Source organism: Hyphobacterium sp., assembly GCF_043584775.1.
Taxonomy (GTDB): Bacteria; Pseudomonadota; Alphaproteobacteria; order Caulobacterales; family Maricaulaceae; genus Hyphobacterium.
This window is the reverse complement of sequence record NZ_CP121327.1, coordinates 646,412-665,768: the sequence shown is the minus strand read 5'-3', so window position 1 is coordinate 665,768 and position 19,357 is coordinate 646,412. Positions and strand designations below refer to the sequence as shown.

The following is a 19,357-nucleotide window of genomic DNA, read 5'->3' as shown; positions in this document are numbered from 1 at the left end:
CACGGATTGGCCGCAGAAGAGAGTCCAATGCCCCTCCTTTCAGCCCTGTTAATCGCACTGAGCAGCTATCAGTCCGCACCCGGCGCCGAGTTTGCAGCGCTCGCCGCAGAACTGCAATCCGAAGCTCGGGAACGGCTCGTCGTGGCCCAGTCCTATCCGGCCCAGCTCGCGCCTGCCGTTACGGCGGATGATGCGCTCTATAGCGGGCTTAACGCTTTCTCTGCGCAGGCCATGCGGTTGTCTTTGGCGATGGAAAGGCGCAACGGCCCCGAGGATCTGCGCTGCATCTTTCGCGGCATGGCACAAGATGCGCTTCTCCGTCAGCAGGCACTCAACGCGGCAGAAATCCGCGCGGACAGAATTCAGGTCTTCACCGACCTCGAATATCTGTTGCAACACGCGGCTGAAATCGGGCCCATCGCCGATCAGGAGGAGATCGATCCTTTCACCGGCGTCGATCCCGGCTGTCCGCGCGGGCCGCTTCGCTAGTCGGCATTCAACGTATCAAGGATCAGGCCGGTGCTGATAATCGGCGGCAGGATCACTGGTTCCGAACTGCCCGGCGCATAATAGACATACAGCGGGATTCCCGCCGCGCCATAGCCGCGTATCGCCGCCGCAATACGGTCATCCCGATTGGTCCAGTCCGCGATCAGAACCGTCACCTCATTGGTCTCAAAGGCCTCGACCACCTGGCGGGAATTCAGCGTCATTTGCTTGTTGAACTGACAGCTGACGCACCAGGCCGCGGTAAAGTCGATAAAGACCGGACGCCCTTCCGCCACGAGCATATCGACCCGGTCCTGCGACCAGGGCTCACCGGCATATTCGACAGCCATCGTGCTCCGCGACACGCCAAAGAGCGCGCTCAGCAGCATGAGCACGCCGGCGGCGGCAGCGATACGCGCCGTGACATTCGAGAATTTCAAGGTCCAGACTAGGAATCCCAGTGCCAGAAAACCGATCAGCAGCATCAGGACGCCTTGGGGGCCGCCCTGCATGGAGAGAACCCAGACCAGCCAGATGGCTGCGCCAAACATTGGAAATGCGAGAAACTGCTTGAAACGAACCATCCAGGGGCCCGGTTTGGGCAGCCACTTCAAGAGCGATGGATAGAAAGACAAAATCAGATACGGCAGGGCAAGACCCAGGCCGAGCATCAGCGAGACCAGAACCAGCACGAAGCCCGGTTGCGAAAAGGCAAGTCCCAGTGCGCCGGCCGCAAAGGGGCCGATACAGGGCGCCGCCACGACAACCGCCAGCAGTCCGGTCATGAAGGCACCGGCATCACCGCCCGCATTCGCCCAACGCCCGCCGACGCCTTGCAGGCTCGTTCCCACCTCAAACAGGCCGACAAGATTGAGGCCAATGGCAAACATCACGAGCGAGAGAATGCCCACCGCCAGCGGGTTTTGCAGTTGGAAGCCCCAACCGATCGGATCGCCGATCGCCTTGAAGGTCAGCAAGACCGCCGCCAGCGCCAGGAAGGTGACCAGAACACCTGCCAGAAATAACAGGCCGTGCCGCCGCAATTCACCCGGTGCGGAATGCGCGCGCTCGACAAAGCCCAGCGCCTTGATTGACAGCACTGGAAACACGCAAGGCATCAGATTGAGGATAAGCCCGCCGATGAGCGAGAAGACCAGCGTTACGGCAAGGCCGCTGATTGTTACCGGCAGCACGGAGCCCGCGAACGCGTCTTGCGGCACATCGAAAACTTTGACACCGGGTTCGGGCGTGATGACAATTGCGCGGGTGATCCATTCGCCACCATCCTGAACCTCATAGGTCAAGACGCCCTGCGGGGCCCAGGTCAAGCCGGAACGGGCTTCGGGGGCCGGGTCCAGCTTCAACGCAATTCCATCGTCAGAAATGTTCGCGAGCTGCTCGGAGGCGTGATTGATCACCATATCCGCGTAAGGATAGAAGGCCGGATTGCGGACGGTGCGCCCGCCCTCAGGCGTTTCGATGGTCAGGATCAAGGAGCTTGCAGACCGGGCGATCCCGGCAGACAGATCACTTTCCGACGGCACGCGGTCCAGTCCGGACTGGATCAGTGCTGCCCCGGCATTATCCGGCGATGCCGTCTCACTGACCGTCAGGAACAGGTCGAGATCTGCCGATTCCGGGATGCAAACCTCTTCACACACCAGCCAGCTGGCGGCCGCGCGTATTTCCAGAAAGCGGTCAGAAAAGTCGTCGGCAATTGTCACGGGAATGGGCAGGACGACTTCATCGCCATAGCCATAATTCATCAACGGTCCGAACGGATAGGCAGTCGGAGCGGGCCAGATGATGTCGCCCGCAGTCACGCCCTCAGGCAAGGTCCATTCAATATCTGTTGGCTCACCGGAATCGCCGGGATTGCGCCAGTAGGTATGCCAGCCCGGCTCGATCTCCATCCTGAGACCGACATAGAAAGTTGTGCCCGGGGAGACGGTGACGTGATCTGCCACCAGCCGCGTCTCGACCATTGCATTATTGCCCAGCGCTGATCGCCCCGGCATGCTCGATTGCGCATTCACGGCCGGCACCAGCGCGAGAAGCGCGATCATCAGGGTCAGTAGACGGACCATATCCTGTCACTCGTTTTAGCTGCTGACAGGTCATATAGAAAAAGTGCGAGAGGGGGGTAGCCCTCTCGCACTTTTGTGATCAGCTAAGTTAGGTCAATCAGTTCGCTTTTTGCGCTGCATTCTGCTGGCGGCGGATGGCCTTGTTCAGAATACGGTCCCAGCGATTGAGCGAAATCAGGTGCGCATAGATCGCCGGCAGGAAGCCTTCATCGCGAAGCTTGAGGTAAACATCGGTCGGCAGAGCGTTGAGCTTGGTTTCGGAAATACCGAAATATTCCGCCACCTTCTTGCTTTCGCCGGTCGTATTGTCGTTCAGAGTGACGTCTTTCGGCTCGAACAGATCAAGGTCCATGATGCGTTGCACAAACATCTCGGTCGAACGCGCATCGGCATCGAATGCACTGACGAAATCGATCGCTTGCTGCAAGGCCTGCGTCGGCTCGCCATTGTCATCGAAGAATGGCAGCTGGCCGCCTTCACTGATACCATCGGCCTCGACATCGATGCAGACCGTGGACGGTTGGTCCGGGCCGTTGGAGGCGCTGACGAAGGGATAGCGGCGGGCAAATGCCGGCAGCATCGTGTCTTGCTCGTAATTGCCATCGGCATCGATGAACAGGTTTTCACCGCGGTTCAGACCCATGACGACAACCGGCAGGCGCTTCTCACCGAGGAAGATGACCGGAAAGAAACCGGCATACTGCGAAAATTCGCCCACAATGGCCGGCAGGAAATGCGCTTCCTTGAGGAAAGCAAACGGCTCTTTCGGAGGTGACATACCGAATTTGCGATGCTTTTCCTTGTTCAGCGGCTCCGGCTTTTTGTAAAGCGGGACCTGTCCGGTGAGAGGTTGATTGGCAGGGGCATCAGCCATGGCGTCGTCCTTTGGTTTTCGGAATTTGGGGCTAGATAGCGAATTCAGGCGCACATAACAACGCATTGCGTCACCCGGACGTTAAATGGCCGTCCGGCAAGCTGCCGAACGGCCATCAGGTGTGACATTTCGAAAACGTCTAGAAGCGGCGTCCGATACCGATCCCGAAGACCCAGGGGTCAATGTCAACATCCGCCGTAATGGCGTTGTTGATGGTCACATCTGTATTGATATCGATATATTTGACGTCGACATTGAAAAACCAGTTTTCGTTGACATCGAAATCGATACCGCCTTGCAGCGCGAGGCCAAAGCTGTTGTCGTAGTCGATACTTGTCGCAATGCTTCCGGCGGCCAGATTTTCATTGAAGAAAACCGTGTAATTCACGCCCGCACCCACATAGGGATGGATCGTGCCTTCAGGGCTGAAATGATATTGTATCGTCAAGGTGGGCGGCAGCAGCGTCACATCACCCAGATCCACATTCCCTGCCGCTGTCCCGACCGCCATGACATCATGCGGCGTTACGCCGAGGATGAGTTCGGCGGCAAAGTGGTCGGTGAAAAAGTAGGAAATATCGAGTTCCGGCACAAAGCTGGTTTCGATATCGACATCGCCACCAATCGGATTGATGGACGCACTTTCATTCGGGGACACGCTCAGCAAACGCCCCCGAACAAGCCAGTCACCCTGATCGGCAAAGGACGCGCCCGAGCCCAGCACGGTTGCGATGGCGGCTGTAATTAAAATCGATTTCATGGGAACCCCCTATGTCCATAATTGATGTATGGTTTTTAGAGGACTCCCGTTTGAAAAGGCAGTGTACGAAACGCCGCGCGGCAGCCTGCCGCAGGTCGAATTAGAAGGCGACGGAAAGCGCCGCCCGGAAATTGCGCCCAGGCAATGGCAGAAGGTCCTTGAGGAAGCTCGTATGAAGGCGGGCCTCTTCGTCCGTGATATTCCGCGCTTCGAGGATCAGGCGTACATCCCGATCCGCCACAGGCCGCAAAACCAGCTGCGTGTTCACCAGCGCATAACTGTCGGTCGGCAGTTCAAAGCTGGCGATGTCATCCTGAGCAGCGGTCCACACAACCTCGACATGAGCGGTAGCGAAATCGCGTTCCGCTTCAATCATGGCGGTCAGCCCAAGCGGCGGAATTCGCGGCAGGTTTCCACCATTGTCCAGCTCGCCGCGGACATATTCAGCAGTCAGCTCGCCGCGGAAATCCCAACCGGAGGCCGATCCGAATTCACGTTCGGCCCGCGCCTCGAAGCCCCATAAACTGGCGTCCTGTTGCGCGTACTGGAATACCGGCAGCGCATCCATCTCCGCGCCCGTCGGAAACAGGCCGATGAACCCGTCATAATCGGCATAGAAAAGGGCGCCTTCCAGCGACCAGTCGCTGCGGTCAATCCGTGCGGTAAGGTCAACAGAAGCGGCCAGTTCCGGCGAAAGATTGACGTCACCGATTTCGAAGGCCCGCGTCGCGAGGTGAGCCCCGTTGGCGAACAGCTCCACGTCGGTCGGTGCGCGCTCGGACAGTGCGCCCGTTATCGCAAGGAAAACATCCGTTTGCGGGCGGAAGAATACAGCAGCAGACCCGCTCGCTGTCTGGAAGGATCGGGACGCAGTAGCCGTGTCAACGTCGCGATTCTCGATGCGCAACCCGCCTTCAAGTCCCCAATCGCCCCGGTCAAACCGTTCCACGACAAAAACACCGAAGTCAGACGTCTCGACCGGCACAATATAGGCTTCGTCACCGATCGCCGCGAAATCACGGCTGAAGGTTTGAATACCAAACGCCCCTTCGACATCCCCGATAGGGCGATGGCGCAGCTCGACCCGGCCTTCCCAACCCTCATTGGTGAAGGTGGTGGCGATTTCATCGCCCTCAATCTCGCTGTGCCGATAGTCACCGGTTCCGAGCGAGAAGCGCACTCGTTCGATGGGGGCACCGTTGATGTTGATGTCACCGCGGGCATCCCAACGGTTCTGGGTCATGACAAGGCGCGGGTCGGCCTCTTCGGAATGGTCGTGATCATCATCTTCGGCAAATGCGATCAGGCTGCCGGCGTCGGCATGATCATCTTCGTGATCGTCATCTTCATGATGAGCATGTGAATGACCGGGCAATCCATAGGCACTGTCACTCGTCCGATATGACAGGCCGACGAAACCCCAATCGCCGACAAAGGAAACTCCGGCAGAACCGCTTGTGAATTCAAGGTCGGAATTGGGCACAGAGCCATAGGCCTCTTCCTCTTCCTCGTGGTGGTCATCTTCTTCGGCAAATGCCGTCAGAGGCTGCAGCTCATCATGATCATCGTCGTGCTCTTCCTCGGCCTCCAGTGCGCGCTGACGCGCGGATTCGGCGAATCCGGGGATGTCATAGTTTTCCGAAGCGCGTTGCATGCCTTCGACATGGAAAACGAAATTTCCAACAGAGAACCGGCTCCGGCCAGCGAATTGATAGCCTTCGTCAACACTGGTTGATCCCGCATAGAAGCGGCCTTCCACACCATTTTCGGGAAGGCGCTCGGGAATGCGGCCATCAATGACATTCACGACACCACCGATCGCGCCGCCGCCATAGGCAATCGCGGCCGGACCACGCAGAATTTCCACCCGTTCGGCTTCCAGTGCCTCAGAGGAAACAGCATGGTCAGGGCTCGCAGTCGACGCATCGACCAGGCCAACGCCATTCACCAGCACGCGCACACGGTCAGCGCCCAGCCCGCGCAAAACCGGCCGGCTGGCGGCAGGCCCGAAATAGGTGGTGGTGACACCCGGCTCATGGGCGATCGTATCGGCCAGGCTGCCGGAGAGGTTTTCCTCGATATGGTCCGCCGTCAAAACATCAGCGGATCCGACGATTTCATCGGCGAGCACCTGCAATGGTGAAGACGTGACGACAATACGGTCTACGACCGGTTCGTCATTATTCTGAGCCAAGGCGGGAACACTCAATAGCGCGGCCAGACAGACACCATACTTCAACGTTGACATGGGACACCTCTCGAAACTTCAGAAGTGTGATATTATAACATAACGACCATCACAAGCATCAAGGCTCGATTTTCGCAGCCGAACAGGATTAAATCTTCGCAATATGACCCACGCTGATTCCGTCTCTTCCGCTCTGGCCCATGCCGAGAAGCATTGCGCAGACCGCGGCATGCGCATGACACCGTTGCGGCGCAATGTTCTGGCTTTGCTGGTCAAGGCCGCCGAGCCCATCAAGGCCTATGATCTGCTGGACCAGATGCGCTCGGCAGACGGGTCAGCCAAGCCACCGACCGTCTACCGCTCGCTGGATTTTCTCATGGAGGTTGGCCTGGCGCACAAGGTCGAGGCGCTCAACGCCTATATCGCGTGTGCCCACTGCCACGACAAGGGCGGCGCCGAGCTGTATATTTGTGGCAATTGCGGATCGGTGGATGAGCGCCATGGCGCGCCCGAACCCCAGAACGCTCCGGACGGTTTCAGGACCGATAGATCTGTCGTTGAACATTATGGCCGGTGCGCCAATTGCAGCTAGCGGCCATCAGAGGCAAACATGATTGAGCTCTGGAGAGGATGCGCAAACGCGTGGGAGTGCGATGAGCTCGGCCATCTCAATGTCCGCTTCTATCTTGCGAAAGCCTGGGAAGCGGTCGGCGACCTCTCGGAACGCATCGGAATGGTGGGCGCATTCGGGCCCGGCAGTGTCGCGACCCTGCTGCCGCGCGATATCACCATCCGCTATCTCGGCGAAGTGCATCCCGGAACACCGCTGGTAATCGAAGGCGTCATTTTTGGCGTCAGGGAAAAATCGGTTGATGTCTGTCTGATCGTCCGAAACGCCGCCTCGAATGCCGTTGCCGCGATTTTCACTATGCGCCTCGGCCATTGTGTTGCCGGTTCCCGCAAACGGTTTGAATGGCCACATCGGATTCGCGCCGAACTCGAAGCCCTTCAAGCCAAACGACCTGAGCAGGCAACGCCCCGAAGCCTTTATACCGGCCCGCCCCAAAAGGGCATCCGCCTGAGCAATGCCGATGCTCTGGGGCTGTCGGAGATCGGCAGAGGCCGGATCAATCCGGAAGATTGCGGCCCATTCCGGCAAATGATGCCCGAGCATCTTCAGGGCAAGATTTCCAATTCCGCCGCGAATTTTTCTGAAGCCTTTCCCGAGCAGACCGCGGCCCATGCATCCGGCTCTGTCAAAATCGGAGGCGCGCTTCTGGAAGGACGCATTTGCATTCGCCGCTGGCCGAAGATTGGCGATGGATATGTGATCCGCTCCGGCGTGCAATCCGCCGACCGCAATATACGCTCCATCATCCATTGGGTCTTCGACAGTCAGGGACGGTTGCTCTGGTCGATGCAGGGCATTGCCGGCATTCTTGACCTTTCCGAACGCAAACTGGTCAAAGCCGATGACGCAACACTCGCGGAGCTGAATCGCGTCAGCAAACCGGAATTGCGCCTCTAATTGGCAAGCTCACGCGCGCGGGCACGGGCGGCAACCGCCTGCCCGTCTGTGGCGGCAACACTTGCGGCCTGCTCATAGAGTGCTCGGGCGGCATCAAGATCACCACGCGCCGCATGGGCTTCTGCCAACGCAATCACCGCATCAAACCGTCCGGGCTCGAAGGCTATAACCCGTTCAAGCAGCACCGCAGCCTGGTCGGCTTGTCCCTCATCCAGTAGGCATTCGGCATGACGGGTGAGTGCATCAATGTCCCATGGATCGGTTTCCACCGCAGCCGCCGCCGCTTCGCAGGCATTAGCCTCCATGGTTGGTGCCGGGGCTTCCGCCGTTTGCGGGTCTGGCGCGCGCTCGTCTGACGTTTCCGACGCCGGGATGTTCAACGTCGCGGTGTCAGGCCCTTCAGCAGAACTTGGAGATACAGTTTCAGAAGCAGCCGACGAAAAGGATGCCGCTGCCCAGTCGCCGTCTGCAGCGACCGCCGACCAGCTGAGGCGGTATCCACTTTCGGTCGGTGTAATGTTCAGATCATTGGCGCTATCGGGAAGTTCAATCCGGACCAACTGGCCAAATTCCGATGGCGTCGCCTCAACGGCCAGGATCCAGCGGCTGCGAAGTGGCTCGATCCGCCGGGAGAAAGCGCGCGGACCGGCAAATTCCAGCTCGATGGCGCGGCCATTCACGCGTGAGGCCAGCAATTCCGGCGCATCATCAAAGCCGATAAACAGCTCAGCCGGTTCGCCCGAACCGAGTTCGCGCAAATCATTGATATCCGCCGCCGCAAAGGCGGGGAGTATCAGCCCCGAAAGGCAGAAAAGAATAAATCGGCGCATGAACTCCGAGGTGAGCCGCGCCGGTTAAAGAATGCCTAACTGATCGGCGCTCTGGGCCCGGCACATGAATCATACCCGAAGGCACCAATCAGAGTGCCATCGGCATCACGGACCGTTTCATACACATAGCAGGCATCACCACGCGTCGGCATTTCGGAGCGGACGAAAATCGGATCCGCCTCGCCCAGCCGCACATCGACCGCGCTCAAAGGCACAATGGCATTCACCCGTGCATCATTGATGGTCACGCATTCCCAGCGATTACCGGTATGGTCCGCCATCCGGATAGCCGTCCCGCTGGCTGTGGAATAGGCGAAGGTGACGTGATCGGCATCATTGCGCAGCTCGGCCATGCAGAGATCAATCGCCGGCATCCAGTCGGCCAGATAATTGGACCAGCGATCATTCGCCGCATTCTCGGAGGCGCACCCGCGATATCTGTCGCTACCAATTACGAGCGTTGCAAAATAGGATTCCTCACCATCCGCGCACGGCCCGGCTTGCAACATGACAAAAACGTCCCGGCCATCGCCGGATTGCCCGGTGAACCGGCGCACCCCTTCATTCAGATAGGGTTCTTCCATCGCCAGATCAGCCGTCACACCGGCCTCACCGTCCGAAAACGTGAAGTCGACATCAATCGTCTGGCCGGAAGACTGATAAACCATCGCCCCGTCCCAGCCCGCGTCACCGGACATGACATATCCGAAATGGCTGTCGGGAAGCTCGGCCGCCCGCTGAGGCTCATAATCAAAGGCATTGCTGGCCAGACCGCCGCCCGGACTTGTCGTCGCGCAAGCCGTCAGTCCGGCTGCGGCAATCAATACAGCGATGATACGTTTCATGGTGACCTCCCCAGATCATCTATCCCCACATGTCCCGCCATACTGCCACGGGGGCCGGGAGACCGCTAGCTTCATCAAAGCTGGCCTTTGAAGCTGTCGGCAAGGTGGTCGACAAATAGCCGGACTCGCTGCGACAGATAACGGCTGGACGGGAAGACCGCCCAGAGGTCGCGATGGTCCGGCTCCCAGTCCGTCAGCACCGGCACAACCCGCCCCGCCGCCAGCGCATCCCGCGCGGCCCAGCTGGGACTGCAGGCAATTCCCAGACCCTGCGCAGCCGCCTCAATGGCTGCGGTCGCGCCGTTGAGCGTCAGGCGTCCGGAGACCTTCACCTCTTCGGCGGCATCGCCTTGCGAAAACTTCCACAGCTGCGGCGCCGGCTTATTGCGATCAATGATGCAATCATGGCTGACGAGATCTGATGGATGTTTCAGATTCCCGGTCGCCGCGAGGTAATCCGGCGAGGCCACCACCGACATGCAAGCGGGCGCAATCTTCTTGGCGATCAGGCTGGAGTCGGTGAGATGGCCAATCCGCACAGCCAGATCAAAGCCTTCATCGACCAGATCCACCATGCGGTCGGCCATCGCGATCCGCACATCCACGTCCGGCCATTTTCGCATGAAGTCGGCGACCACCGGCATCAGGATTCGCGCGCCGAAATCCACCGGAGCCGAAATCCGCAAAGTGCCCACCGGGGCTGCGCCTTCATCGGCGAAGCCGTCTTCGATCAATTCGAATTCCGACAGCCAAGGACGGATACGTTCCAGCAAGGCCTGCCCCGCATCGGTGAGCCGAACCGAGCGCGTCGTCCGTTCCAGCAGACGCGCCTGTAGCCGGGTTTCCAGAGCAGTGATCTGCTTCGATGCCGCGCCGGGCGTCATGCCTTCCTTGTCGGCAGCGCGGGTGAAGCTGCCAAGTTCCGCAACAGAAACGAACAGGCGAAGAGAGTCGATACGATCCATATTGCCAGACTAATCCGAAGCGGTGCGCCGGGCGATCACTTCCATCACCATCGGCGTCGTCAGAATACTGTTCGGGTCGGCCGCACGTTCGTTCGCCATTAGGTGAAACCGCCTGCCGTCCTCGGCGGACAGGAAGTCCAGCTCGACCAGCCGGTCAATACCGTCGGATTTCAGCCACCCCATCGGCCACTCCCAGACGAGTTCGCCGGGACGTGTTGTAAAGATATGGGGAGTCATGAATTCGGTGTGCCAGCCGACTTGCGCCAGCATGGCGGGCAATTGCTTGGCGATATTCGGCTCACCGCCAAAGGCGCGCCAGCTTTTCTTGACCGCATCGATAAAGCGGTCCTGCACCGGGTCAGCCGGGGAAAACCCGAAGGTTTCGTAATGACCGTATTCATGCGCGACAAAAACGCCGTCCGGTTTCAGGGCGGATTTCAGACGATCAAACAAATCCTGTGGATCCGCCAGGAAGGATAACACCCAGCGCGACCAGATCATGTCCACGCTATTGTCCGGCAAGGCGAGCTTGCCGAGATCGGACTTGAGCGTTTCGATATTGGTCAGCCCGCGTATCTTTGCGCCCTCATTGACCGCATCGATGAACAAGGCCGATTGATCCACCGCGATCACCTTACCCCCGGGGCCAACGAGCTGTGCAAGATCAAAGCTGGCATGGCCGGGGCCGCATCCGATATCGAGCACCGTCATGCCGGGTTTCAGTCCGGCCCGGCGCCATCCAGCCAGCGCCCGTTCCCGCCAGATGGCGTGCTGTTGACCCAGCCGGGCGATTTCCCGCTGGCTGGCACCGATGATGTAATCGTCTTCAGGCAGTGCTGTCTGGCTCATTTTTCCCCGCTTCGGAGCGTGGACAGGACACTCCTACAGTTTTTGATTCGTCTCCTACTACTACAACTCCGGCCGCGTTGAAGAGACAAACGACAAACGGCGCGAACGCATTCGCAGGCGAGCCACCAGTCTAGCCCGGATCGGTCATGCGGGGGTTGAAGCCTTGAGCGCGCGCCCGGCTATTCGCCGGTGATAAAGCCGTAATAGGCATTCGAACGGTCGGCACCGTCGCTCAGATAATCCGCCTTGTGCTGAGAGAGACGGTCGCCGGCATAATGTGCCACCGTCCGCTCGGCTGCGGAAAAGCCGTAAATATTCGCAGAATTCAGACCGAATATCTGCTGCTTGGTCGCACCTGTGGATGCCCCCAGCGCCGGAAGGCCGAAGCGCTCCTGCAAGTCTTCTGCGACCTCGATACGGCGGAAGGCCTCGATCTGCCATTGCGGAGAACCCCACCACACGGCGTCAGTCCCCCAGAGAACATGATCCGCCCCCATGCCCTTGACCAGGATGGACATCAGTGCCGCCGCCAGCCGCGGCTGGGTGATGGCGCCCTGCCCGAAACTCGTGCCGACATCGGCATAGACATTGGTCACGCCGAAACGGTCTGGAATATCAGCCAGATCGCTGACCCATTCCATCCTTCCCGTCTCCTCGAATGTCTGGACAAAGCCGGGATCAATTATCACCACCGGGCGCATGGCGGCATGGTAGATAATGAAATTCAGTTGCGGCCAGTCCTGCGCCGCCTTGCCGACATCATCCACTGTCGCATAAGGCCAGAGATCGGGCATTCGGGTGGCATAATCGGCCGGCATGAGGCCCTTGTGGATACAGACATTGGTGATACCCGCCTCGACCATGCGCTCATACGCCGGATAGACCAGTTCCTCATCATCCAGACGCCACGGCGCGATGGAGGTCGGCGAGAGCGGATCGCCCACCGTATAGCCCTTCCAGCTCATCGGCTGATGTACCTCGATCGCCTCTTCCAGCGCCTCCCACCAGCCCTCTGCGCCGGGGTGGAAGGCGGCATGCCCCATCAGCCGCCGCGATCCGGCGGCAGAATTGAGCCGCGCGACATCAGCGGCAATCTGTTCATTGGTCAGAAAGCGGCGCGCGGGGTCATCGGACGTTGCCGTTGAAATGATGCCAACCGTCGTATCGCTGTCGAAATAGACTTCCTTGACGAAATTCTCGAACTTCACATCGTCAAAATTCGGGTCGCGCTGGGGAATGCCATCGGCCTGCATGAATCGCGCGGCATTTCGAAAGCCCAGAATGCCCGGCCATTCATAGGCGTCATGCACGAAATGAAGGTGCCCGTCGAAGATAAACTGGTCTGCATGCCGCGCCGCCCAGTCGGCGACCGCCTCGCCATCCGCCATTTCATCCTGCGCCACGGCATAGCTGGTTCCGAAGACCGAATTGAGCGAGGCAAAGGCGGCCGCCATGCCAAAGCTGGATTTCAGGAAGGATCGCCGGTCCAGATTCAGCTTCGGCGCAAAGCGGTCGGCCAGATCAAACAGCGCCGCTTCGACGCGCCGTTGTTCGGCCGATTGCGGCAATGGCGAGTACTCACCATTCGACATGATACGGGTCGGGATGGGCAGGCCGGCCTCATCCTGCCCGGCCAATCGCCCCTTTGATGCCTTGTCCGCCTTGAACCACTCGCTCATGCCAGCCTCCCTTTTGCCGGCAAGTCTAAGGCGGACGGAAATATTCATCACATGAATAACGCGTAAGGGATTTCGCCTCCACGCGATATGGAAAGGTCAGCGCCTGATCGAAATTTTCAACGCATCGGAGACCGGCGCTGTTCCCGGGGAGGCCCGTCTGAAACGCCTGCTCGCCCGCTTCTGCCCGGTCCGCCAGATCGTCCCGGCCCCGCTGGCGCGCATCAACCGGCTTTCATGTCGTCTTTGGATGACCCGGCCTTAGCAGCTTTGTTCAAAGACGTATTTCGCAATCCCGAAAGTGAAGGCGCGCGGACAAATCTGTACCACTCGCGATGCGCGAACGGAGGAAGCGCACCATTCACCCGGGAATTCATTCCGCTCACGAAGTTCGTATTGCCCGCATCCAGCCGGCCCCGCAAAGCCGTCTCGCAAGGTCAAATTTCACAACACAAGGAGACAGCGACGTGAAACACCTCATCCTCCCCGCCCTGACGGTGGCCAGTCTTTTCGCATCCGGCGCATCCGCCAGCGATGACACCGCCCGCCTGACAGTAACGGTTCACGGCTATTCAGACGCGAATGCCGTGATCGAGCTCGGACTCTTTGCCGATCAGACCGGCTGGGACGAAGATCGCGCCGCCCGCGATATTCGTGTGGTCGCCAACGGCAGCAGCGTTGAGATCGTGATCGAGGATATCGAACCCGGCGTTTATGGCATCAAGCTTTTCCATGATGCGGATAATGACGGCGAGCTGGACTTCAACAGGTTCGGTATCCCCCAGGAAGACTATGCCTTCTCGAACAATGCACGCGGCCGCTTCGGCCCGGCCCGGTGGGAAAATGCCCGCTTTACAGTGGAAGCGGGCGAGAACTCGCACCGCATCGAGTTGAACTGATCATCGGGAAGTAGCGGTGCATCTTACCGATGCCCCATACACCTACCGCCCGTCTCTTCTCTCTTGCGAGCGGAGTGGCGGGCGGCGGCGCGGGGGGATTTTCCGTTTCCGGTCTTTCCCCGTTGCTGGTCCGGTTCCGTGCCGTATCGCCGGTTTGACCCTTTGATGTCTCCGGTGTGACCCTTCGACTGGCCGGTTTGTCCGAACCTGTCCCTTTCCATCCGGGTCTGACCCCGTCTGGTCCGGAACCCTTCAGCGCTCTGCTGTTTTGACACAGCGGCGGTCTGAAGGATCGGTCTCCGTTGGCTGTCCGTTTCCGTCTGGCCCCGGTGTGTCCCGATGACTGAAGTGAACGCCTGAATCCGCGTCCGGTCAATTATTGGCCCTGCGGTTTTTGTGGATAAAGGAGCGGTTTCGGTGGAAAACTCCGAATAAGGACGATTTTTGAGAGGGAAAGAAATTGCTCAGATTATCATCCCTACGAAAGCAGGGACCCAGATTTTCGAGGCCTCCTTCGAGGCTCCCCCGGACCTTGTCCGGGGTCGCACCTCAGGATGAGGTGAGTGGATTTCAGATAAAACCAACCTCATGGTGAGGTGCGAGCGCAGCGAGCCTCGAAGCACGCAATACCTAGCCACAAAAAAGGGCCGGACGCCTCACAGCGCCCGGCCCCTCTCTGCGTTGCTCCCGGTCCCTCCGGTTTACGCCGCAGCCTGTTTGCCGCCAAAGCGGCCATAGAAGGTCTCGCCCTTTGCGGCCATGTCCCGCAGAAGATCCGGCACCTTGAACGGATCGCCGAACGCCGCTGCCATTTCGTCCGCCTTTTCGACGAATGCTTTCGCGCCGATCGTGTCGATGAAGGAGAGCACGCCGCCGGTATAGGGCGCAAAGCCCCAGGCGAGGATGGAGCCAACATCGGCTTCGCGCGGATCCTTCACCACGCCCTCTTCCATGCAGCGTGCCGCTTCAATGGCTTGCGCATAGAGGATGCGGTCTTTCACTTCCTGCACATCCGGCTGGACCGATTTCAGGCCGTCCACGGCGAACTGGTTCATCTCCGGCCAAAGGCTCTTCGACTTGTCTTCGGCATAGTCATAGAAGCCCTTGCCGGTCTTGCGGCCATAGCGGCCGAGCTCATACATCCTGGTGATGATCGGATCGGACTTGCCGGCGACATAGATCGAGCCCAGGTCTTTCTTGGTCTGCTCCTGGATTTTCCAGGCGAGATCGATGGCCGTCATATCCATCAATTCCATCGCGCCCATCGGCATGCCCGCCATGCGGGTGCCATTCTCGATCAGCGCCGGGGCATAGCCCTCTGACAACATGGCCAGACCCTGTTCGCCAAAGCGCATCACACAGCGATTGCAGTAGAAGCCACGCGTGTCAGCGACGACAATCGGCGTCTTCTTGATCTTGGTGACGAAATCGATGGCGCGAGAAATCGCCCGGTCGCCTGTCTTGTCGCCGACAATGACTTCCACCAGCGCCATTTTTTCCACCGGCGAGAAGAAGTGGATGCCGACAAACTGGTCCGGCTTGCCCGAGGCTTCGGCCAGTGACGAAATCGGAATGGTCGACGTGTTCGAGCCAAAGATGGCATCCGCCTTCATATGCTCTTCGGCGGCCTTGGTGATCTTGTGCTTCAGCTCGGAGTTTTCAAACACCGCCTCGACGACGAGATCGACATCACTCAGCAGGGCATAATCCGTCGTCGGCGTGATCAGGGCGGCCATGGCATCGGCTTTTTCCTGAGCCACCTTGCCGCGGGCGACGCCCTTGGCGAAGTGATCAACCGCGTGTTGCGTGCCCTTTTCGGCGCCTTCCTGATTGACATCGATCAACACGACCTCGATCCCGGCCTGAGCCGACACCGTGGCGATCCCTGCGCCCATGAAGCCGGCACCGATCACGGCAATCTTCTTGACCTCTTCCTTCGAGGTTCCGGCCGGACGCGCCCCGCCCTTGTCCAGCGCCTGCTTGGACAGGAAGATGGAGCGGATCATGTTGCGGCTTTCCGGGCGCATCAACAGCTTGGTGAAATACCGGCTTTCAATGCGCAGACCGGCATCAATCGGCACCTGGATGCCTTCATAGACGCAAGACAGGATATAACGCTGGGCCGGATAATTGGCCTTGGTTTCCTTGAGCAGCATCGGATTGGCCGCGCCAAAGGTCTGCATACCGGCGGGCGTATAGACTTGCCCGCCCGGGATCTTGAACTTGTCCTGATCCCAGGGCTGCTTGCCGCCCATCGGATCGGCTTTGACCAGTTCCTTGGCCTTGGCGACGATCTCGGCCACCGGCGCGATCTCGTTCACCACGCCTTGCTGCTTGGCTTTTTCAGCGTCGAGCTGTTTGCCCTGCAGCATGATCGGGGCTGCGTTCATCACGCCGATCAGGCGCGGCAGACGCTGGGTGCCGCCGCCGCCCGGCAGAACGCCGACGAGGGCTTCCGGCAGGCCCAGCTTGGCGCCCGTATCGGTCGCCATGACGCGGTAATGGCAGGCGAGCGTCACTTCAAAGCCGCCGCCCAGCGCCAGACCATTGATGGCGGCTGCAATCGGCTTGCCGCAGGTTTCCAGCTGGCGCAGCTGCGCATTCAGGCGGAAGGCCATGTCAAAGAGTTTCTGCTTGGCTTCATCTTCCGACAGGCCCGACAGATCCATCATGCCGCTGCCCAGCTCGGACAGATCCGCCCCGGCGCAAAACGCTTTCTTGCCAGAGGTGATGACCGCGCCCTTGATGGCGTCGTCAGAGGAGATTTTCTCCACCAACTCGCCCAGCTCGGACATGACGCCCGCAGACAGGACATTCATCGAGACATTCGGGCTGTCGAAAGTGATCAGCGCAATGCCGTCGGCGTCGAGTTCAAATTTGAAATGGTTCATGGGTTTTGGTCCCTTGCTTGAAGGTCGTAATCGGGAATCTGAACGCAATCCATGACGGCGGTATCCGACCATTGCGTCAGCGTGTTGGTTTCAGGAATGAAGGTGAAATAGCCATTCGGTTCACCTACTTCGGTCTCGCAGTAGAGCCAGTATTCAAAAGGGTTTCGCTGACGGTTGGCGTGAGCCGTAAAGGTGCAGGGCGTGTCATAAGACTGGCCGTTTTCGTCAGCGAACGTTGCGACTGCCTGCATTTGTGTCAGGCCAATCGGCAATTCATGGATCCAGAATGCTGCCTGACTGTATCCGCCAAGCTCGGAACAAATACCGCGTATCGGAGGACGTTCCGGAAAAAACGGTAGATGCGGGCCGCTGGAAATAATTATGCGATCATCTTCTGAAGACGAAGATTCGCCAGTCACTGAAGATTGGCCATCAGAAGATTCAGCCGCCAAGCCTTCCATGGGCATGGCAGCCTCCGGCACACTCGCGCAGGCCATCGCCAGAAGCGGCAGACATATGACCGCCAGCCGGATCATTCGCTGGCATCCTCGTCAGCGGACTTGGCTGCCTTCTTCTTTTCCTCGGCCAGACGGGCCGAGCCGAACGCAACGCTGAGCGCCATGCCGAGGCCTATGCCCATGGCGATTCCGATGGGAAGGCTATCCAGCGCCACGCCGAGCGAGACACCGAGCGCGATGCCGACCGGCAAGCCGAGCGGCAGGCCCAGCGCCAGCATGTTGGCGCCGTGTTTCTTGTCCTGTTCCAGCTTGTCGTCGCTCATGCGCCCGTCTCCAGGTCGTAGGGCGTGCCGTCCTTGTGCAGGAAGGTCGCCTTTCCACCGGACATTTCGACCTTCAGATCGACGTCCGAATAGGTGGCGAATTCCGGATCAGCTTTTGATCCGACCACCAGAAAGCGGGCCACTTCATCGGTCTCGTTGATCAGATGATGACCGTCTTCTACACCGGCCGGGAATGCTGCACATTCGCCTGCTATCAGCACGGTTTTCCCACCGTCCTGAACCAGCGTGCAAACACCGCTCATCACCATCACAAACTCGTCTTCGTGCCTGTGCCAATGGCGCAAGGACGACATGGCGCCGGGTTCCAATGTCACCAGATTGACCCCGAACTGCGTCAGACCGCCAGCATCACCCAGGCGAACGGAAGACCGTCCGGCCATTTGCGCCGCGAACGGCGCCGGGTAGATGCTGCCGGTCCTGATCGGCAGGTTATCGAGATCGAGCTTCGGCATCAGACGCGTTCGATAATCGTCGCTGTGCCCATGCCGCCGCCGACGCAGAGCGTGGCGAGGCCGGTGGACTTGCCGGTGCGTTCCAGCTCGTCGAGCACGGTCCCGAGGATCATCGCGCCGGTGGCGCCCAGCGGGTGGCCCATGGCGATGGCGCCGCCGTTGACGTTGGTCTTGTCGTGCGGAATGCCCATATCGTCCATGAAGCGCAGGACCACGGAGGCGAACGCCTCGTTCATCTCGTAGAGATCAATGTCGGCCGCGCTCATGCCGGCTTTCTTCAAAGCCTTCTTGGCGGACGGGGCCGGACCGGTCAGCATGATGGTCGGTTCCGAGCCGATGGACGCCATGGAAACAATGCGCGCGCGCGGCCTCAGGCCCAGCTTCTCGCCCATCTCCTTGGAGCCCACGAGGATGGCGGCAGCGCCATCGACGATGCCGGAGGAATTGCCGGCATGGTGGACGAAATTGACCTTTTCCACTTGCGGATATTTCTGGATCGCCACGGCGTCAAACCCGACAAAGGCCGACAGGTCGCGGAAAGCCGGGTTCAGCGATGCGAGTGATTGCATGTCGGTTTGCGGACGCATCAGCTCGTCATGATCGAGCTGCGTCAGGCCAAGCTGGTTCTTCACCGGCACGACGGATTTCTTGAACCGGCCTTCTTCCCAGGCCTTGGCTGCGCGCTTCTGGCTCTCGACCGCATAGGCATCGACATCATCGCGCGAATACCCGCCCAGCGTGGCGATCAGATCCGCGCCGACACCCTGCGGCACGAAGTAATGATCGTACGCCATCTCCGGATCGGCCGCCATCGCGCCGCCATCTGAGCCCATCGGTACACGGCTCATGGATTCCACACCGCCACCAATCGCCATATCGGCTTCGCCGGACATGACTTTCGCCGCCGCCATGTTGGTCGCTTCCAGGCCCGAGGCGCAGAAGCGGTTAATCTGCACACCCGCCGTCTGCTCGGAGAATCCGGCATTGATCACCGAGGCGCGGGCGATATCAGCCCCCTGCTCGCCAACCGGCGAGACACAGCCGAGCACGACATCATCGACATGATTGGTGTCGAGATTATTGCGGTCCCGGATGGCCTGCAGCGCCTGTGTGGCCAGCTGGAGAGCGGTGATTTCGTGCAGGGAACCGTTTTTCTTTCCCTTGCCGCGCGGCGTGCGCATGGCATCGTAGATATAGGCTTCGGTCATTTCGATATGTCCTT

At 59.6% G+C, this 19,357-nt stretch carries 18 protein-coding genes; 4 read left to right on the top strand and 14 right to left on the bottom strand.

Annotated features, from left to right (window positions below; genetic code table 11):
• The first annotated feature begins 27 nt into the window (after window positions 1-27).
• A complete protein-coding gene (locus tag P0D52_RS03135) occupies window positions 28-489 on the top strand; it encodes a hypothetical protein (protein WP_394693989.1) in 462 nt (153 codons plus the stop codon).
• On the opposite strand, the gene P0D52_RS03130 is transcribed toward P0D52_RS03135, so the two are convergent.
• From P0D52_RS03130 to P0D52_RS03115, 4 genes are all read right to left on the bottom strand, one after another.
• Entirely contained in the window at window positions 486-2,576 is a 2,091-nt protein-coding gene (locus P0D52_RS03130) for a protein-disulfide reductase DsbD family protein (RefSeq protein ID WP_394693988.1), read from the bottom strand. The genes P0D52_RS03135 and P0D52_RS03130 overlap by 4 nt on opposite strands.
• 97 nt (window positions 2,577-2,673) lie before the next feature.
• Entirely contained in the window at window positions 2,674-3,450 is a 777-nt protein-coding gene (locus tag P0D52_RS03125; RefSeq protein ID WP_394693987.1) for a SapC family protein, read from the bottom strand.
• Between the two features lie 139 nt (window positions 3,451-3,589).
• Entirely contained in the window at window positions 3,590-4,210 is a 621-nt protein-coding gene (locus P0D52_RS03120; RefSeq protein WP_394693986.1) for an OmpW family protein, read from the bottom strand.
• 100 nt (window positions 4,211-4,310) lie between these two features.
• The gene (locus P0D52_RS03115; protein ID WP_394693985.1) at window positions 4,311-6,458 is read right to left on the bottom strand and encodes a TonB-dependent receptor; all 2,148 of its coding nucleotides are present in this window, start codon (window positions 6,456-6,458) and stop codon (window positions 4,311-4,313) included.
• Window positions 6,459-6,561: 103 nt separating this feature from the next.
• Between P0D52_RS03115 and P0D52_RS03110 the strand changes: the two genes are divergently transcribed.
• Both P0D52_RS03110 and P0D52_RS03105 read left to right on the top strand, forming a co-directional pair.
• Window positions 6,562-6,990, top strand: coding sequence for a transcriptional repressor (locus P0D52_RS03110; RefSeq protein ID WP_394693984.1), 429 nt, complete (start codon window positions 6,562-6,564; stop codon window positions 6,988-6,990).
• 18 nt (window positions 6,991-7,008) lie between these two features.
• Window positions 7,009-7,926, top strand: a complete 918-nt coding sequence (locus P0D52_RS03105; protein ID WP_394693983.1) for a thioesterase family protein — start codon at window positions 7,009-7,011, stop codon at window positions 7,924-7,926.
• Here the strand turns inward: P0D52_RS03105 and P0D52_RS03100 are convergent.
• The 5 genes from P0D52_RS03100 to P0D52_RS03080 all read right to left on the bottom strand — a co-directional run bounded on the left by P0D52_RS03100 (window position 7,923) and on the right by P0D52_RS03080 (window position 13,094).
• Window positions 7,923-8,756 carry a type IV pilus biogenesis/stability protein PilW gene (locus P0D52_RS03100; RefSeq protein ID WP_394693982.1) on the bottom strand — a complete coding sequence of 278 codons (834 nt, stop codon included), beginning with the start codon at window positions 8,754-8,756 and terminating at the stop codon, window positions 7,923-7,925. The genes P0D52_RS03105 and P0D52_RS03100 overlap by 4 nt on opposite strands.
• 35 nt (window positions 8,757-8,791) lie before the next feature.
• Complete coding sequence (locus P0D52_RS03095; RefSeq protein ID WP_394693981.1) at window positions 8,792-9,601, bottom strand: hypothetical protein; 810 nt, start codon at window positions 9,599-9,601, stop codon at window positions 8,792-8,794.
• A 74-nt stretch (window positions 9,602-9,675) separates the two neighbouring features.
• Window positions 9,676-10,566, bottom strand: a complete 891-nt coding sequence (locus P0D52_RS03090; RefSeq protein WP_394693980.1) for a LysR family transcriptional regulator — start codon at window positions 10,564-10,566, stop codon at window positions 9,676-9,678.
• Between the two features lie 9 nt (window positions 10,567-10,575).
• Window positions 10,576-11,415, bottom strand: a complete 840-nt coding sequence (locus tag P0D52_RS03085) for a class I SAM-dependent methyltransferase (RefSeq protein ID WP_394693979.1) — start codon at window positions 11,413-11,415, stop codon at window positions 10,576-10,578.
• A gap of 179 nt (window positions 11,416-11,594) precedes the next feature.
• Window positions 11,595-13,094 carry an amidohydrolase family protein gene (locus P0D52_RS03080; RefSeq protein WP_394693978.1) on the bottom strand — a complete coding sequence of 500 codons (1,500 nt, stop codon included), beginning with the start codon at window positions 13,092-13,094 and terminating at the stop codon, window positions 11,595-11,597.
• 464 nt (window positions 13,095-13,558) lie between these two features.
• On the opposite strand from P0D52_RS03080, the gene P0D52_RS03075 reads away from it, so the two are divergent.
• Window positions 13,559-13,990, top strand: coding sequence for a DUF2141 domain-containing protein (locus P0D52_RS03075; RefSeq protein ID WP_394693977.1), 432 nt, complete (start codon window positions 13,559-13,561; stop codon window positions 13,988-13,990).
• Between the two features lie 701 nt (window positions 13,991-14,691).
• Here P0D52_RS03075 and P0D52_RS03070 read toward each other — a convergent pair.
• The 5 genes from P0D52_RS03070 to P0D52_RS03050 are packed head-to-tail and all read right to left on the bottom strand — an operon-like array spanning window position 14,692 to window position 19,343.
• On the bottom strand, window positions 14,692-16,881 hold the full coding sequence (locus tag P0D52_RS03070) for a 3-hydroxyacyl-CoA dehydrogenase NAD-binding domain-containing protein (RefSeq protein WP_394693976.1): 2,190 nt from the start codon (window positions 16,879-16,881) through the stop codon (window positions 14,692-14,694).
• Window positions 16,878-17,417, bottom strand: coding sequence for a hypothetical protein (locus P0D52_RS03065; protein WP_394693975.1), 540 nt, complete (start codon window positions 17,415-17,417; stop codon window positions 16,878-16,880). The genes P0D52_RS03070 and P0D52_RS03065 overlap by 4 nt, the downstream gene beginning before the upstream one ends.
• The gene (locus P0D52_RS03060) at window positions 17,414-17,662 is read right to left on the bottom strand and encodes a hypothetical protein (protein WP_394693974.1); all 249 of its coding nucleotides are present in this window, start codon (window positions 17,660-17,662) and stop codon (window positions 17,414-17,416) included. The genes P0D52_RS03065 and P0D52_RS03060 overlap by 4 nt, the downstream gene beginning before the upstream one ends.
• A complete protein-coding gene (locus P0D52_RS03055) occupies window positions 17,659-18,135 on the bottom strand; it encodes a cupin domain-containing protein (RefSeq protein ID WP_394693973.1) in 477 nt (158 codons plus the stop codon). Before P0D52_RS03055 ends, P0D52_RS03060 begins: the two co-directional genes overlap by 4 nt.
• Complete coding sequence (locus tag P0D52_RS03050) at window positions 18,135-19,343, bottom strand: acetyl-CoA C-acetyltransferase (protein WP_394693972.1); 1,209 nt, start codon at window positions 19,341-19,343, stop codon at window positions 18,135-18,137. The genes P0D52_RS03055 and P0D52_RS03050 overlap by 1 nt, the downstream gene beginning before the upstream one ends.
• Window positions 19,344-19,357: the final 14 nt, after the last annotated feature.